This window comes from Alishewanella sp. d11 (assembly GCF_049390205.1).
GTDB lineage: Bacteria > Pseudomonadota > Gammaproteobacteria > Enterobacterales > Alteromonadaceae > Alishewanella.
Window position 1 is genome coordinate 2,238,439 of sequence record NZ_CP186547.1, and the last position, 15,791, is coordinate 2,254,229.

Sequence of the window (15,791 nt, forward strand, 5' to 3'; positions counted from 1 at the left end):
CTAAACATAATAACATCTCACTTTTCTAGGCTATAGGAAGAGGGTAATGTCAAGTTCGCCCTGTATTCGTAATTGTTGTTTAGACCAACATGATTGTTGCGTTGGTTGTGGTCGCCTACTGAACGAGATTACCGAATGGCATCAAGCGACTGCGTTAAGGCAGCAACAAATTATGGATTTAGCTCAGCAGCGTTGTGCCAAGCGTCAACAACACGACTTTATGCATCCCTGGGCAGACCTTTCTGAATAATTCGCACGAGTCGCTCGGTTGCTCTGGGCAGTAAATTAGCTTGCTGCCAGCCTTTTTGTTTTTGTTGTTGTAACGCCCAATTGATATGTTCGGCCACTAGTGGGCTGGCGCTGGTTAATGCAGTAGATAATACCGTGGTAATTTCTGGCTGGTAGGGCGCATTGCCTAGTGCGACTGCCAGATTTCGACGCCAACGTTCGTGCCCTATCCGCCGAATAGCACTGCCTTCCGTATGCTTTAGAAAAGTTGCTTCATCCCATTGAAATAACGCCAAAAGCGATTGATCCTGCCACTGCGGACGGCGTTGAAAGTCTGATTCTGCTGATAAAGACGCAGCGCGATTTACTGGGCAGACAAGCTGACAATCGTCGCAGCCATAGATACGATTCCCCATTAAAGGCCTAAACTCTTCTGGTATCGCCTCCTTTAATTCAATCGTCAGATAAGAGATACAGCGACGGCTGTCGACCACGTAAGGCGCAACAATAGCGCCAGTGGGACAACTGGTGATACAAGCAACACAGCTGCCACAATCGCCTTGATGGGGGGGATCCACGGGTAAATCTATATTGACCAGTAATTCACCTAGGAAAAACCAGGATCCTGCGTCTTCGGCTAAAATTAGACTATGCTTGCCGGTCCAGCCAATACCAGCTTGTTGCGCGAGGGGGCGCTCTAGAATTGGTGCTGAGTCGACAAAGGGGCGGCCATTATAGTCGCTGCTCAACTGCGCGATTTTCTCGCCAAGCTGTTTTAACCGATTCCGTAATAACTTATGGTAATCACGTCCTAGTGCATAGCGACTAATGTAGGCTTGGCTCGGATCGGCAAGGTTTGTGGCGAAGCCTGCTTGTTTGGGTAAGTAATCCATGCGCACGCTAATCACGCTTAGTGTGCCAGGATGCAGTTCGGCAGGACGAGCTCGCAGCATGCCATGCTCTGCCATATATTGCATTTCACCATGATAGCCAGCATCCAGCCACGCTTGTAATTGGCTTTCGTGTTGGCTTAAGTCGGGTTTAGTAATACCGCAGGCTTGGAACCCCAGTTCATTGGCCCAACGCTTGATTTGTTGTGCTAATGCGTGTTTTTCTGTCATTAATTAATCAGCAACCTACCACTGCATGATGATGAAACAATGTTATCATAGAACCACCTTCCCAGCCTATTTAACGGTTACTTCGCACTGCTGATGGGAACTTGCTTGCACTGATTCTGTCACATTGAACAATAAACGGTTTTACTGGCTGCCATACCATTACTTTTGCTAACATAGCTTAAAAGTTATTTTGCATGAATTTTCAGGATGTTCGCTTGTTAGAGTACACCACTTTATTGCCATCAGAACAACACACCCTCGCTTTTGCTCATCGTCTAGCAAAACTGCTGCGTGGTGGTATGGTCATATACTTGCAAGGCGATTTAGGTGCCGGAAAAACGACGTTTTGTCGAGGACTGATTCAAGCGTTAGGCCATGTTGGCCATGTTAAAAGTCCAACTTATACTCTGGTCGAGCCTTACGATCTTGCAGGCTTACAGGTTTATCATTTTGATTTGTATCGCTTGCACGATGCTGAAGAACTCGAATTTATAGGGATTCGAGATTACTTTACGCCAAACAGCCTTTGTTTAATTGAATGGCCTGAGCGTGGCATAGGTATCTTACCTCAGGCCGATATAACGGTTGCGCTGCAGCAGACGTTAACAGCTCGCTCACTCACCCTAACTGCGCATAGTGTGCAAGCTGAAACCTTACTTTCCGTGTTGTCGACTGATGAATAATTTAGTCAGTATTATGCTAAAAATGGCTCTGTGTTGGTACTTACTTATGAGTAGCCAAGCATGGGCTAATAATCAAGTTGACAATGTTCGGATTTGGCCTGCGGCAGATAATACTCGTCTAGTCTTTGATATGTCTGCAGCCCCCGAGTTTAAATACTTTATGCTGGATAACCCTGATCGCTTAGTGATTGATTTAAGCCAGATGAAATCGGGTAGTCGTTTACCTGCGACGACGGGGGAGTCACCGTTAATTAGAAATATTCGTAGCAGCAATACGCAAAACACAATGCGTATTGTCTTGGATTTATCAAAAACCTTAAAACCCAAGGTATTTGCTTTAGCGCCTGCTGCGCCACATGGTCATCGTTTGGTGGTTGATTTACCTGAAAGCACCAGCAGCGCAACGGTTGCAGTATCTGCAAATTCAACGCCGACCACACCAGCCAATTCCGCTGCTGTTGCTACTAAAACGAGCCCAGCTCGGGTAGCAAGAGATATTATAATTGCGGTAGATGCCGGACATGGAGGGGTCGATCCTGGTTCTATTGGTCCGGCCGGGACCTTTGAAAAACATCTCACTTTACCTATTGCTAAGCAATTAGTCGCTTTAATTAACAAAGAACCCGGCATGCGAGCTTCATTAGTTAGGACCGGTGATTATTTTATTCATGTTAATAACCGAACTGATATTGCAAGAAGAATGCAGGCTGATTTATTGGTCTCCATTCACGCCGATGCTTTTACTACTCCAACGCCACGTGGTGCATCGGTTTGGGTGCTCTCGTTACGACGCGCTACCTCTGAAGTTGGTCGGATGCTAGAACAAACTGAACGGCATGGTGAATTATTAGGTGGTGTCGCCGAAGTCATTAAAGACTCGGCTAATGAGCGATATTTAGCGCAAACCGTACTCGATTTATCGATGAATCATTCTATGGTCACTGCGTATCAGGTGGCAAATCAGGTTTTATCTGAGCTGGGTAAGGTAACGCGGCTGCATAATCGGGAGCCGCAATCCGCTAGCTTAGCCGTGTTACGCTCGCCTGATATCCCTTCAATTTTGGTCGAAGTTGGTTTTATCTCTAATCCTCAAGAAGAACGACAATTACGCAATACTGCACATCAAGAAAAATTGGTGCAATCGTTATTTACTGGTCTGCGCCGTCATTTTGAATTATCGCCACCCGCTGACTCATTATTTGCGCAACGACGTGCCAGAGAGCATCGGGTGCAAGCGGGAGAATCTCTATCTCTGTTAGCACAACGCTATAATGTGCCAATTGATGAGTTACGGCGCCATAACAATTTGCGTAATGACACCTTGCGCATTGGTCAGGTACTGCGGATCCCTTAATTATGCCTATCCAACTGTTACCTCCGCAATTGGCTAACCAGATCGCTGCCGGTGAAGTGGTTGAGCGACCTGCCTCTGTTGTAAAAGAATTGGTTGAAAACAGTTTGGATGCAGGTGCCACTCAGATAGACATCGATATTGTCAAAGGCGGCAGTAAACTTATTCACATTCGTGATAATGGCTGCGGTATTGCCGAGCATGAACTCATTTTAGCGCTAAGTCGACATGCAACCAGTAAGATTAGCTGTTTAGCCGATTTAGAACAGATTATGAGCTTAGGTTTTCGAGGAGAAGCCCTTGCCAGTATAAGCTCGGTTTCTAGATTAACTTTAACTTCAAAAACGGCATCACAAGATGCAGCTTGGCAAGCTAGCGCAGAAGGCCGTGATATGGCGGTCAAGGTGCGACCTGCATCTCATCCTGTTGGCACCAGTATTTACGTGTTGGATTTGTTTTTTAACACACCTGCGCGTCGTCGGTTTTTGCGAAGCGATAAAACCGAGTTTTCGCATATTGATGAGCTTATCAAACGACTGGCGTTAAGTCGTTTTGATGTTGCTTGGACGCTTAATCATAACGAGCAAAGTGTTCGTCGCTTGCCTATTGCTGCAAGTCAATTGGCGAAACAAAAACGTCTGGCGGTACTGTGTGGGCGTAACTTTGCAGAGCAAGCGCTTTGGATTGAAAGCCAATATGGTCAGATGCGTTTATCGGGGTGGTTATTGCCAGCAGAGGCTTGCCAGCAAACCTCTGCCTGCCAATATAGTTACGTTAATGGCCGTATGATGCGTGATAAGTTGTTAAATCACGCCATCCGACAAGCTTATGGTGATCTTTTACCTGCTGAATACCAGCCAGCCTTTGTGTTGTACTTGGACATCGATGCGCACGAAGTGGATGTTAACGTACATCCGGCAAAGCATGAGGTGCGTTTTCATCAAGCTCGGCTAGTTCATGATTTTGTTGTTCAATCCTTAGCAGATGCTCTGCTACAAGGCGGTGCTAAGGCGAGTGCTGCCAAACTAAGTGCACTGGCGCAGCCTGATCAGGTGAATGCTGAACGGTTACCGCCAGAAGCAACTGCGCAAGTTGCGCCTGCCGCTGGCTTTTCGGCAGCAACCTTGTCAAGGACAGATTGGGTTGCCGAACCAGAGATCAACCGTCTAGCAACGCATTCTTATGGCAGCGCAAGAGAGTATACTGGAACTACAACCGCGCCATCAGTTGCTCAAGCTGCGGAGCAAATGCATTATTTGGTCGCGAATCAAACGGCAGCACACAATGATATCGTGACTAGTTCGGCAGCTTATTTATTGGTGGAAAATCGTTTTGCACTTTGTCAAAACGAGGCCAATGCCATAGCCTCGCTGTTATTGATTGATATTGCCGCGAGCGTAGCGCCGTGCTGGCAAGAGCAAGTGAAAACTGCGCCCTTGTTATTACCCTTACGCTTATCCTTAACGGTAGGTGAGTTGCCATTGTTATTATCTTTTGCTACAGCCTTTGAAGCGCTGGGCTTTGATCTGTTAATCAAGGATAATACTGCTATCGTCAGAGCGCTGCCGATTTGGCTAAGACATACCGCAGTCAGCCAATGGTTTGGCAGCCTTTTGACAACGTTAGTAAATATTAATCCCCCTGAACTGGCTAATACCTTATTGGCTTTATTGCTTACCGACAATTTTATTAAGGCGGAGCTGTTGTTAAATCATTATCCAGAGGCATTAACAGCGACAAAACGTCAGGCCAGACCAGTAACGTTAAACTTGGCGAAAGCTGAGTTAAGTGCGGTAGAAGATGGCGAGTAACTTGCCTGTTATTTGTATTATGGGGCCAACGGCCTCAGGTAAAACCGCGCTGGCGATAGCGTTAAAACACCAATTGGGTAATGCCGAATTAATTAGCGTTGACAGTGCGCTGGTTTATCGAGGTATGGATATTGGTACAGCGAAACCAACGGCTGCCGAATTGAACGCTGCGCCCCATTTTTTAATTGACATACGCGACCCTGCTCAAAGCTATTCTGCTGCAGATTTTCGTGCAGATGCACTGCAGTTAATTGCTGAGATTCAGCAACGTGGCAATATCCCCATTTTAGTAGGGGGCACCATGCTGTATTTTAAAGCCTTATTAGAGGGGATATCGGCGTTACCCGCAGCGGATGAAAAAGTGCGGGCACAGCTAGAAGCTGAAGCCATGGCATTAGGTTGGGCGGCATTGCATCAGCAATTAGCGGCTATTGATCCTGTTGCGGCGAATCGTATTCATCCTAATGATCCGCAGCGCATTAATCGGGCGCTAGAGGTTTATCGTTTAACAGGACAAAGTTTAACGGAATTAACGGCAAAACAATCTGAACCTTTTCCTTATAAAGTACACCAATTCGCCATAGCGCCGACTGATCGTGCAGAATTGCATCAGCGTATAGAACAACGCTTTATGCAAATGTTAGTTCAGGGGTTTCAACAAGAAGTACAGCAGTTGCTAGACCGAGGTGATTTACATGAAAATCTGCCGGCTATTCGCTGTGTTGGCTATCGGCAGATGTGGGATTACCTCAAAGGCAATACCGATTATGAGTTAATGGTCAGTCAAGGCGTTGCAGCTACGCGGCAATTAGCTAAACGACAACTGACTTGGTTACGAAGTTGGCAAAATTTACAATGGTTGAAAAGTGAGGCTAAGTTTGAAGAAAACTTGCAAGCTGTCATAAGTTCGCTAAGCTAAAGATGTCAGCAAAAATTTCATGTTTAACAACTTGAAATAAAAAAAATAATACCTATATAAAGCATACTTAATAAAAAAGGAAAGCGTGACATGGCAAAAGGCCAATCATTACAAGACCCATTTTTGAACACCTTAAGACGGGAGCGTATTCCTGTTTCAATCTACTTGGTGAATGGGATTAAATTACAAGGTCAAGTTGAGTCATTTGATCAGTTTGTCATTTTACTGAAAAATACAGTCAGTCAAATGGTTTACAAACATGCGATTTCGACTGTTGTGCCTGCTCGCGCCGTTAACACTATGATCGCTCATGGTAGTGGTCAAGGTGAGGGTGATGAGGATGTTGAATAATTAGCGGAGTAATTGCGCTTGTTTGAACTGGCTGAGCTGGCTGAACAAGCCGTACTGGTACACGTTAACTTTCCGCAAGAAGCGTCGACGGAAGATTTGCAAGAGCTAAAAATGCTTGTTGCCTCTGCCGGCGTTTTATCATTGCAGGTACTTAGTACTAACCGTCAGGCTCCAGATGCTAAATTTTTTATTGGCTCGGGTAAAGCAGCAGAATTAGCTGAACTTACTGCTGAGCTTAACGCCAATGTGGTAATTTTTAATCACGAGCTATCACCGAGCCAAACACGAAATCTGGAGCGCCTATGTCAGGTGCGTGTTATCGATCGAACGAGCTTAATCTTGGATATCTTTGCGCAAAGAGCCCGCACCTATGAAGGTAAATTGCAGGTTGAATTGGCACAATTACAGCATTTAGCGTCAAGATTAATTCGTGGTTTTGATAACGAGCGCCAAAAAGGCGGTATTGGCTTACGCGGCCCTGGCGAGACGCAACTTGAAACGGATCGACGTTTGCTGCGTGAGCGGGTAAAAGGGTTAAAGCAGCGTCTGGAAAAAATGACCAGGCAACGTGAACAAGGACGGCGCGCTAGACAACGCTCGGAGCAACCCGTTATTTCAATAGTAGGTTATACCAATGCTGGAAAATCTACGTTGTTTAACCGAGTGACGCAAGCAGGGGTTTATGCTGCTGATCAGTTGTTTGCTACTCTCGATCCCACGCTACGTAAAATACTGTTACCACAATTTGGTGAGGCTATTTTAGCCGATACTGTCGGTTTCATTCGTCACTTACCACATGATCTCGTTGCTGCTTTTAAATCGACATTGCAAGAAACCCGTGATGCAGATATTCAATTGCATGTTATAGATGTAGCGGATGAGCGGCGAGAAGAAAATATCAGACAAGTACAGTTAGTTTTACAGGAAATTGATGCCGCCCATATTCCACAGCTGTGGGTCTTCAATAAAATTGACCAGTTAGGTCAATTACCTCGTATAGAATATAACGAACTAGGTTTACCCAAAGCGGTATATTTATCAGCGCTTACGGGTGAGGGAATTGGCTTACTGCAACAGGCGTTAGTCGCATTACTGTCGCAACAGCATATCCAGCTCTCTCTCTTGCTGCCCCCTGATGCCGCTAACTGGCGTGCTCGTTTATTTCAGTTGCAAGCTGTTCAGCAAGAGGCGTATTTGGAAAATGGCGATTGTCTATTACAGATCCATCTCTCTGCTGCACAATGGGCCCGTTTGCAGAAACAAAGCGAGCAACAAATTGAAAACTATATCGTCAGTCAGACAGTTTTTTGATACATTAACCCTTAATGACAACTTACAACAATGGAGTTAAGCATGGCTTGGAATGAGCCGGGCAATAACGGCAAAAATAACGATCCTTGGAAACAAGGTGGTCGTGATCAAGGCCCGCCCGATTTAGATGAAGTATTCCGCAATTTTGGCAAAAAATTTGGCGGTATTTTTGGTGGTAAAGGTGGAAGTTCTAGTAATGGTGGTGGCTCTACCTTGCTTACCATTATTCTCCTAGTTGCCCTTGCTGTTTGGGGCTTAAGCGGATTCTATACCATAAAAGACGCTGAGCGTGGTGTTATCCTCCGTTTTGGACAATATCATGATGAAGTAGGGGCCGGTATTCACTGGAAACCCACTTTTATTGATACTGTGACACCGGTCAATATCCAAGAAGTTCGTTCTTTACGAGCTGATGGATTTATGTTGACGCAAGACCAGAATCTGGTTCGAGTGACCTTTGAAGTGCAGTACCGTATTTTCAATGCCAGACAATATTTGTTCTCTGTTGTCGACGCAGATGGCAGTCTGCGAGAAGCGACAGATGCAGCCTTACGTTTTGTTATCGGTCATTCGATTATGGACGATGTATTAACACGTGGCCGTGAAGTGGTTCGCCAAAACACCAGACAAGAATTGGAAACAGTTATTGCGCCATACAACATGGGTATTGCATTGGTAGATGTAAACTTCCGTGATGCGCGTCCACCAGAAGAAGTTCGTGCAGCTTTTGATGATGCTATTTCAGCGCAGGAAGACCAAGAGCGTTTTGTTCAGGAAGCGCAAGCTTATGCTCGTGAGATTGAACCAAGAGCACGTGGTCAAGTTAACCGTGTAATGCAAGAAGCTGAAGCTTATAAACAGCAAATTGTTTTAAAAGCGCAAGGTGAAGTTTCACGCTTTGAACAGTTGTTACCACAGTATTTAGCTGCGCCTAAAGTCACGCGGGATCGGATGTATTTAGAAACCATGGAATATGTCTACAGTAATACGTCGAAAATTCTTGTTGATGTAAAAAACAGCAATAACTTGATGTATTTACCGCTTGATCAACTTATGAAGCAAGGTGCGGCAGCGCCTGCTGCCACGCAAAATATGGCACCAGTCCGCGCGAACACGGATGGCGTCAATACGCAGCCTCGTTCTGACAATACACGCAGTGCTACGACGCGTTCTGGTAGTGGGAGATAAGACAGTATGAAAAATTTTATCTTTGCAATTTTAGTCGTTGTTGGCTTAATTATTGTCTCTTCGCTGTTTGTGGTAGCAGAAGGCGAGCGGGCTATTGTAATCCAATTCGGCAAAATTCAGCGTGATGCTGAAGACCGTGTTTTAGTATATGAGCCTGGTTTGCACTTTAAGTTGCCATTAATTCAGGTTGTTCGTAAATTAGATGCGCGAGTACAAACCCTAGATGATGGGGCCGATCGCTTTGTCACCGCCGAGAAAAAAGACTTATTGGTTAACAGCTATGTAAAATGGCGTATCCGCGATTTTGGTGCTTTTTTCTTATCAACCAGCGGTAATATTGTGCAAGCAGAGGTGCTGTTAAAGCAGTATATTAACAACGGTCTACGTACTGAGTTTGGTGCTCGCACCATTCAAGAAATCGTTTCGGGTGAGCGTCAGCAATTGATGCAAAGTGCCTTAGCACAAGCGGGGCAGGCGGCAAATGAGCTTGGTATTGAAGTGATTGATGTTCGTGTAAAACAAATCAATTTACCGGATGAAATCAGTAGTTCAATTTTTGCTCGGATGCGTGCTGAACGTGAAGCTGTAGCTCGGGAACACCGTTCTCGTGGTATGGAAGAAGCGGAAATTATTAAAGCGGATGTTGATGCACGCGTAACCGTTATGTTAGCTGATGCTGAGCGTAATTCGCGCTCTGTGCGTGGTCAAGGCGATGCGCTGGCTGCCCAGGTGTATGCTGAAATGTACAATAAGAATGCTGAGTTTTATTCATTTGTACGTAGTTTAGAAGCCTATCGCAATAGCTTTAATTCGAAGAGTGATGTTATTGTGGTTCAGCCAGACAGTGACTTCTTCAAATACATGCGTTCTGATGCTGTGCAGAATTAAGCGTTAGCGCGGTTTTGACTCTGCATAAAAAGGCCCGAAAGGGCCTTTTTGCGATCTACTGGTGTGCCATCTACTGTAAATAATGGGGTCTGTATGTATCAACAATTTTTTCAGCATTTCTTACTGGCTAATCAGGATAAACAGCATTTTGCCTGTCACTCACATCACTATTGGCCAGATGTCACCCGCGAGGCGACTATAGCTTACTGGGATGACAGTGCTCGTTTAGTGGATGAGAAGTGGCAACATATTTTTGGTGTAAGAGTGCCACATACCCAACAGCTCATTGCCGATATCTTAAATTTACCAGTACCAGAACAAATTGTTTTTGCTCCTAATACCCATGAGTTTGTAATGCGCCTGTTAAGTTGTTTTGATTGGCGTAAGCCGGTTAAAGTATTAACGACAGACAGTGAATTTTATAGTTTTCAACGTCAAATTAAACGTCTGACAGAGTTTAACACCATCCAGGTGGACGTGATTGCTACTGAGCCTTTTGCCACTTTTGAGCAGCGTTTTATTCAAGCTGCGGCAGCAGAGCAATACGATATGCTGTTCTGTAGTCAGGTTTTTTTTAATTCTGGTTATGCTATTGCCGATTTAACCGATTTTGTGCAGCAATTAGCTAGGGTATCTGAGGCGATGATTGCCATCGATGGCTACCATGGTTTTATGGCATTACCGACCGATCTTTCGCTAATTTCTGAACGGATCTTTTACCTGGCTGGCAGCTATAAATATGCGCAAGGTGGTGAGGGCTGTTGTTTTATGATTGTGCCAACAGGCAGCGAGCTTCGTCCATGGTATACCGGTTGGTTTGCTGAATTTGGCACCCTTGCTGCAGAAAAATCTGCTTTGGTACTTTATAGTGAGGATGGCTACCGATTTGCAGGAGCCACAATGGATTTTACCGCGCTTTATCGGTTAGAGTCAGCGTTATTGTTATATAAACAACAGGGTATTACGGTAGGACGTATTCACCGCTATGTGCAGCAACTACAGCAACGCTTTTTAAGCTTGCTGGAAGTACAACAGCATCCATTCCTCAATGTCAGTAATTTGCTGCTACATAACGCTAATCAGCATGGTCACTTTTATACCTTTCGGTTAGAGAGCAGTGCGCGTGTCGCAGAGCTTGCTGCCAGCTTGAAGCAACATGGTATTATCACGGATTATCGTGGTGATCGACTCCGGTTTGGTTTTGCTATCTATCAAAATGCGGATGTGTTTGATTTGTCATGCCTTAAATCTATTTAAATCAACAAGATAAAAATGCCATGTAAAAATATGGTCTTTTTTTCATGCAGACGGCTGAAACTTGTCTGGCGATTTGCTAAAATTCACGCCTAATTTTTTCCGTGATGTAGGAACCATGGCCAAAAACGTAGTTGTGCTCGGCACCCAGTGGGGTGACGAAGGTAAAGGTAAGATTGTTGACTTATTAACCGATAAAGCCAGTTATGTGGTGCGCTATCAAGGCGGCCATAACGCTGGCCATACCTTGGTAATTGATGGCGAGAAAACGGTATTACACTTGATACCTTCCGGCATTTTACGTGACAACGTAAAATGTGTTATCGGTAACGGCGTAGTGCTATCACCTGAAGCCTTTTTAAAAGAAATGACCATGCTGGAACAGCGTGGCGTACCGGTTAAAGAGCGACTTTTAATCAGCGAAGCTTGCCCGCTGATTCTGCCATTTCATGTCGCGTTAGACGTTGCTCGCGAAAAGGCGCGTGGCGATAAGCCTATCGGCACCACGGGTCGTGGTATTGGCCCTGCTTACGAAGATAAAGTTGCGCGTCGTGCTTTACGGGTTGGGGATTTATTTAATCCGACTTTGTTTGCTGAGAAGCTTAAGACGGTAATGGATCTCCATAACTTTACGTTAACCCAATATTACAAAGTCGATGCAGTGGATTACCAGACAACGCTGGATAATGCATTGGCTATGGCTGATTTACTGAAGTCGCTGGTCGTTGATGTTACAGAGTTATTGGATCACGCGCGCAAAAATGGTCAGGAGATCATGTTTGAAGGCGCTCAAGGAACTTTATTAGATATCGATCACGGCACCTATCCTTATGTAACGTCTTCTAATACCACTGCTGGTGGTGTTGCTACTGGTTGTGGCTTTGGTCCACGTTACTTAGATTATGTATTGGGTATTGTTAAAGCCTACACCACTCGTGTGGGTTCAGGTCCTTTCCCAACCGAGCTAGATTGTGCCGTGGGTGAACACCTTGGCGTTAAAGGACACGAATTTGGCGCAACCACAGGGCGTAAACGCCGTTGTGGCTGGTTTGATGCCGTTGCTGTGCGTCGTGCCGTGCAACTGAACAGTATTTCTGGCTTTTGTTTAACCAAGCTTGATGTGCTTGATGGCTTAGACAGTATTCAAATTTGTGTTGGATACCGTCAACCCGATGGCACAGTGTTGCAAACACCACCATTAGCTGCAGAAGGTTACGAAGTCGTAACACCGGTATTAGAAGAAATGCCAGGTTGGTCTGAATCTACATTTGGTGTGCAAGAGTTGTCTAAATTGCCACAGGCTGCTCAAAACTACATTAAACGCATCGAAGAAGTAACCGGTGTTCCTGTAGATATTATTTCTACGGGACCTGACCGGGTGCAAACTATCGTCTTAAAGCATCCCTTTGCTTAAGTCTTAATGTAAGTTTCCAGTTTAAAAACGCTGCTAAAAGGCAGCGTTTTTTTATGGCTGCTGTTGTGTGGCTTGCTTCTCTTTATCTTGTTTCTAATCTTTTACTCTTAGTCTCTTTATCATGGCCTGTTATTTGCTAAAGTAACAAGTATTATCAGCCTAGGTTATTTTTCATTACGGGTCTTTGACGCTATGCATAAGTTGCTGCAAAATCAGTTTATCGTGAGTTTTAGCTTAGTATGTCTACTCGCCAGTGCACCGGCTTTGTCTCAAGAACTCCAAGCTGTGGAGTTATATTCTCAGGATGAGTTATTAAACTTGATCAGGGCTAATCAACATTTACAGCGAGTTAAAGCCGATGATTGCCAATTAGTCAGAGATATTGAAGCCAGAGCAGATATTATGCGGCTGCCCTCTTACCAGTTTTTATTTGGTGATATGTTAGCCTATGGCGTCTGTGTGCCTCGCAATGTTGAGCGCGGTTGGGATTTGATGTTACAAGCGGCTGAGCAGGGCTTACCTGAGGGCTTGGAGCAAGTAGGACGGTATTACCATATTGGTCGCTTTGTGCAAAAAGATATCAACAAAGCCATCATTTATTTACGGGAGGCCTCAGCTGTAGGTAACCTGAATGCCAAGATACGTTTTGCTGAAATTCAAGTCGCAGGCCTAGGTAGCCCCACAGACTTTGAACAAAGTTATCGCTGGTTACATCATGCTATTACCGCAGACCCGGCAATTCATGCTAAACTAGATGCGCTTAAACAGCAGCTAGCCAAGAAAATGCCGGCCAGAGTGGTGGCCAACGCGCAACGCCCGGTAAAATAGCCACCGGTAAAAATGAAATTCATCCCATTTTCACGTTAAGCTGTTACACTCAATATTATGTAAGAGGAAATCTAAGTTTAATTAATGACGGTAAATGATCCGCATCTTGCGCGTGAGCAAGAAAAATATGAAAACCCTATCCCCAGCCGCGAGTTTATACTCGAGCATATCGAAAAACGGCAACAGCCCGCCTACTTTGAAGAACTGGTCAGCGAACTTGGTTTAACAGACGACGATGCTATTTTTGCGTTAAAAAAACGCTTACGTGCTATGGAGCGCGATGGCCAATTATTGTTTACCAAGAGTAAGCGCTATGGCTTAGTTGGGCATATGGATTTGGTTAAAGGTACGGTAATAGGGCATCGTGATGGTTTTGGCTTTATCAAGCTGGAACAAGGTGGCCCAGACTGGTATTTACCTTTTCATGAAATGCAGCGTGTGTTGCCCGGCGATAAAGTGTTAGCCACGGCGACCACCATTAAAAGCAAAGACAAAATAGAGGCGCGCGTAGTACGCGTGCTAGAACCGCGCAGTGAGCCTATTGTTGGCCGCTATTACAAAGACCATGCGCTTTGTGTTGTGGTGCCTGATGATGCGCGCATCTGTCAGGATATTATTATTCCAGATGGCCAGCAAGGCGCTGCCAGGCATGGTCAGGTAGTACTTGCTGAAGTCACCCAGCGCCCTTCTAAGCGCGTAAGTGCCACTGGCCGTGTGATTGAAGTGCTGGGTGAACATATGGCACCTGGGATGGAAATTGAAGTGGCGATTCGTAACCACCAGATCCCGCATGTGTTTTCTGATGCAGTACTCGCGCAAGTGGCTAAGTATGGTGAAGACGTGCCTGCTGAGGCAAAAATTGGCCGTGTTGATCTGACCAAGTTGCCTTTAGTGACCATTGATGGTGAAGATGCCCGCGATTTTGATGATGCGGTATACGCTGAAGCTAAAGAAAAAGGCGGTTGGAAGCTCTGGGTCGCCATTGCTGATGTTAGTGCCTATGTGCGTTTTGGTACACCCCTAGATCAGAGCGCGTTAGAGCGTGGTAATTCGGTATACTTCCCAGACCACGTAGTGCCAATGTTACCTGAAGCGCTATCTAATGGCCTCTGCTCGTTAAATCCGCATACCGACCGCTTATGCTTTGTTTGCGAAATGAACATTGATGCCCACGGTAAATTGGAAAACTATCAGTTTTACGAAGCGGTGATGCACTCTGCTGCGCGTTTTACCTACAACAAGGTACACGCTATTTTACAGGGCGATGCCAAACTGCGCCATGAATATAGCGATCAGCTCACTAACCTAGAAACTCTGTATAGCCTGTATAAAAAGCTAGCCAAGGTACGGGCACAGCGTGGCGCCATAGAGTTTGAAACGGTCGAAACCCGCTTTATCTTTAACAGCCATCGTAAAATTGAAGAAATCGTGCCGGTACATCGTAACGAAGCCCATAAGATTATTGAAGAATGCATGATTATGGCCAACGTTGCGTCAGCGCGTTTTATTGAGAAACACGAAGCCCATGCTTTGTTCCGGGTGCATGAGCGGCCGGATGGTGATCGTTTTGCTAATTTCCGCCGCTTTTTAGCCGAGCTTGGCATTGAAGCTAACTTATCGGCAGAGCCTACGCCGCTTGAATTAACACAAACCTTGGCTAAGTTAGCTGATCGCCCGGATCGCGAGTTGATTGAAACCACCATGCTGCGCTCAATGAAGCAAGCGGTATATCAAGGTGAAAACTTAGGCCACTTTGGCTTGGCGCTGGAGGCTTATGCCCATTTTACGTCGCCTATTCGCCGTTACCCCGATTTGGTACTGCACCGTGCTATTAAAGCTATTTTGGCTAAGCAAGGCCAAAAAGTGACGGGTGCGAACGGCTATACCGAAAAAGATATTGCACCGCTAGGTGAGCAGTGCTCTATGACCGAACGCCGTGCCGATGATGCCACCCGCGAGGTCGCAGATTGGTTAAAATGCGAATATATGCAGGATCATTTAGGGACGGAATTTGCCGGTGTGGTATCAACTGTTACTAACTTTGGGCTCTTTGTGCGCCTAGCAGATTTGTATATTGAAGGTTTAGTGCATGTTACCTCATTAAGTAACGATTACTATCGCTTTGATGCCGAGCGTCAAGTGTTAACAGGTGAGCACTCTGGTGTCAGTTATCGGATGGGCGATGCGGTACAGGTAAAAGTGGTCGCCGTAAACCTAGAAGCCCGTAAAATTGATTTAGTGTTAGCAGGTGTGACGCGCACAAATGTCTCTGGTCGCAAAGTCAAAGCCAGCCGCAACGCTGCTATCGAAGCAAGCATAGCGGTTAAAAGTGGTAAAGGCAGTAAAACTGCGGCAAGTAAATCGAGCAAGAGTGGTGCGAAAAAAAGCGCAGTAAAACCCAAAACGCCAGCAGCCAAAAAGCCGCGGCGAGCCAAGAAATAAGC

General features: G+C 45.5%; 14 protein-coding genes. 13 read left to right on the forward strand and 1 reads right to left on the reverse strand.

Features of this window, described 5'->3' with window-relative positions; genetic code table 11:
* Positions 1-46: 46 nt before the first annotated feature.
* Positions 47-250, forward strand: a complete 204-nt coding sequence (locus tag ACO1PK_RS10195; protein ID WP_423185527.1) for a DUF1289 domain-containing protein — start codon at positions 47-49, stop codon at positions 248-250.
* Here the strand turns inward: ACO1PK_RS10195 and queG are convergent.
* Positions 219-1,349, reverse strand: coding sequence for a tRNA epoxyqueuosine(34) reductase QueG (gene queG, locus ACO1PK_RS10200; protein WP_423185528.1), 1,131 nt, complete (start codon positions 1,347-1,349; stop codon positions 219-221). The two genes, ACO1PK_RS10195 and queG, sit on opposite strands and share 32 nt — an antisense overlap.
* A gap of 194 nt (positions 1,350-1,543) precedes the next feature.
* On the opposite strand from queG, the gene tsaE reads away from it, so the two are divergent.
* The 12 genes from tsaE to rnr all read left to right on the forward strand — a co-directional run bounded on the left by tsaE (position 1,544) and on the right by rnr (position 15,789).
* Complete coding sequence (gene tsaE / locus ACO1PK_RS10205) at positions 1,544-2,032, forward strand: tRNA (adenosine(37)-N6)-threonylcarbamoyltransferase complex ATPase subunit type 1 TsaE (RefSeq protein WP_423185529.1); 489 nt, start codon at positions 1,544-1,546, stop codon at positions 2,030-2,032.
* A gap of 46 nt (positions 2,033-2,078) precedes the next feature.
* Complete coding sequence (locus ACO1PK_RS10210) at positions 2,079-3,386, forward strand: N-acetylmuramoyl-L-alanine amidase (RefSeq protein WP_423185530.1); 1,308 nt, start codon at positions 2,079-2,081, stop codon at positions 3,384-3,386.
* 2 nt (positions 3,387-3,388) lie between these two features.
* Positions 3,389-5,194, forward strand: coding sequence for a DNA mismatch repair endonuclease MutL (gene mutL, locus ACO1PK_RS10215; RefSeq protein ID WP_423185531.1), 1,806 nt, complete (start codon positions 3,389-3,391; stop codon positions 5,192-5,194).
* A complete protein-coding gene (gene miaA, locus ACO1PK_RS10220) occupies positions 5,184-6,113 on the forward strand; it encodes a tRNA (adenosine(37)-N6)-dimethylallyltransferase MiaA (RefSeq protein WP_423185532.1) in 930 nt (309 codons plus the stop codon). Before mutL ends, miaA begins: the two co-directional genes overlap by 11 nt.
* A gap of 90 nt (positions 6,114-6,203) precedes the next feature.
* The gene (gene hfq / locus ACO1PK_RS10225; RefSeq protein WP_423185533.1) at positions 6,204-6,464 is read left to right on the forward strand and encodes an RNA chaperone Hfq; all 261 of its coding nucleotides are present in this window, start codon (positions 6,204-6,206) and stop codon (positions 6,462-6,464) included.
* Between the two features lie 18 nt (positions 6,465-6,482).
* Positions 6,483-7,775, forward strand: coding sequence for a ribosome rescue GTPase HflX (gene hflX, locus ACO1PK_RS10230; protein WP_423185534.1), 1,293 nt, complete (start codon positions 6,483-6,485; stop codon positions 7,773-7,775).
* A 42-nt stretch (positions 7,776-7,817) separates the two neighbouring features.
* Positions 7,818-8,963 (forward strand): FtsH protease activity modulator HflK, encoded by a 1,146-nt coding sequence (gene hflK / locus ACO1PK_RS10235; protein ID WP_423185535.1) that lies wholly within the window; start codon positions 7,818-7,820, stop codon positions 8,961-8,963.
* 6 nt (positions 8,964-8,969) lie between these two features.
* Positions 8,970-9,851 carry a protease modulator HflC gene (gene hflC / locus ACO1PK_RS10240; protein ID WP_423185536.1) on the forward strand — a complete coding sequence of 294 codons (882 nt, stop codon included), beginning with the start codon at positions 8,970-8,972 and terminating at the stop codon, positions 9,849-9,851.
* Positions 9,852-9,944: 93 nt separating this feature from the next.
* Positions 9,945-11,108, forward strand: a complete 1,164-nt coding sequence (locus tag ACO1PK_RS10245; RefSeq protein WP_423185537.1) for an aminotransferase class V-fold PLP-dependent enzyme — start codon at positions 9,945-9,947, stop codon at positions 11,106-11,108.
* A gap of 115 nt (positions 11,109-11,223) precedes the next feature.
* The gene (locus tag ACO1PK_RS10250; protein WP_423185538.1) at positions 11,224-12,519 is read left to right on the forward strand and encodes an adenylosuccinate synthase; all 1,296 of its coding nucleotides are present in this window, start codon (positions 11,224-11,226) and stop codon (positions 12,517-12,519) included.
* A gap of 192 nt (positions 12,520-12,711) precedes the next feature.
* Positions 12,712-13,347 (forward strand): tetratricopeptide repeat protein, encoded by a 636-nt coding sequence (locus ACO1PK_RS10255; RefSeq protein WP_423185539.1) that lies wholly within the window; start codon positions 12,712-12,714, stop codon positions 13,345-13,347.
* Between the two features lie 84 nt (positions 13,348-13,431).
* On the forward strand, positions 13,432-15,789 hold the full coding sequence (rnr, locus tag ACO1PK_RS10260; RefSeq protein WP_423185540.1) for a ribonuclease R: 2,358 nt from the start codon (positions 13,432-13,434) through the stop codon (positions 15,787-15,789).
* The last annotated feature ends 2 nt before the right edge of the window (positions 15,790-15,791 follow it).

What these genes read in the sequence shown, in the direction of transcription:
- ACO1PK_RS10195 (WP_423185527.1), top strand. Translation starts at nt 47, where the DNA reads ATGTCAAGTTCGCCCTGTATTCGTAATTGTTGTTTAGACCAACATGAT.
- queG (WP_423185528.1), bottom strand. Translation starts at nt 1,349, where the DNA reads ATGACAGAAAAACACGCATTAGCACAACAAATCAAGCGTTGGGCCAAT.
- tsaE (WP_423185529.1), top strand. Translation starts at nt 1,544, where the DNA reads ATGAATTTTCAGGATGTTCGCTTGTTAGAGTACACCACTTTATTGCCA.
- ACO1PK_RS10210 (WP_423185530.1), top strand. Translation starts at nt 2,079, where the DNA reads ATGAGTAGCCAAGCATGGGCTAATAATCAAGTTGACAATGTTCGGATT.
- mutL (WP_423185531.1), top strand. Translation starts at nt 3,389, where the DNA reads ATGCCTATCCAACTGTTACCTCCGCAATTGGCTAACCAGATCGCTGCC.
- miaA (WP_423185532.1), top strand. Translation starts at nt 5,184, where the DNA reads ATGGCGAGTAACTTGCCTGTTATTTGTATTATGGGGCCAACGGCCTCA.
- hfq (WP_423185533.1), top strand. Translation starts at nt 6,204, where the DNA reads ATGGCAAAAGGCCAATCATTACAAGACCCATTTTTGAACACCTTAAGA.
- hflK (WP_423185535.1), top strand. Translation starts at nt 7,818, where the DNA reads ATGGCTTGGAATGAGCCGGGCAATAACGGCAAAAATAACGATCCTTGG.
- hflC (WP_423185536.1), top strand. Translation starts at nt 8,970, where the DNA reads ATGAAAAATTTTATCTTTGCAATTTTAGTCGTTGTTGGCTTAATTATT.
- ACO1PK_RS10245 (WP_423185537.1), top strand. Translation starts at nt 9,945, where the DNA reads ATGTATCAACAATTTTTTCAGCATTTCTTACTGGCTAATCAGGATAAA.
- ACO1PK_RS10250 (WP_423185538.1), top strand. Translation starts at nt 11,224, where the DNA reads ATGGCCAAAAACGTAGTTGTGCTCGGCACCCAGTGGGGTGACGAAGGT.
- ACO1PK_RS10255 (WP_423185539.1), top strand. Translation starts at nt 12,712, where the DNA reads ATGCATAAGTTGCTGCAAAATCAGTTTATCGTGAGTTTTAGCTTAGTA.
- rnr (WP_423185540.1), top strand. Translation starts at nt 13,432, where the DNA reads ATGACGGTAAATGATCCGCATCTTGCGCGTGAGCAAGAAAAATATGAA.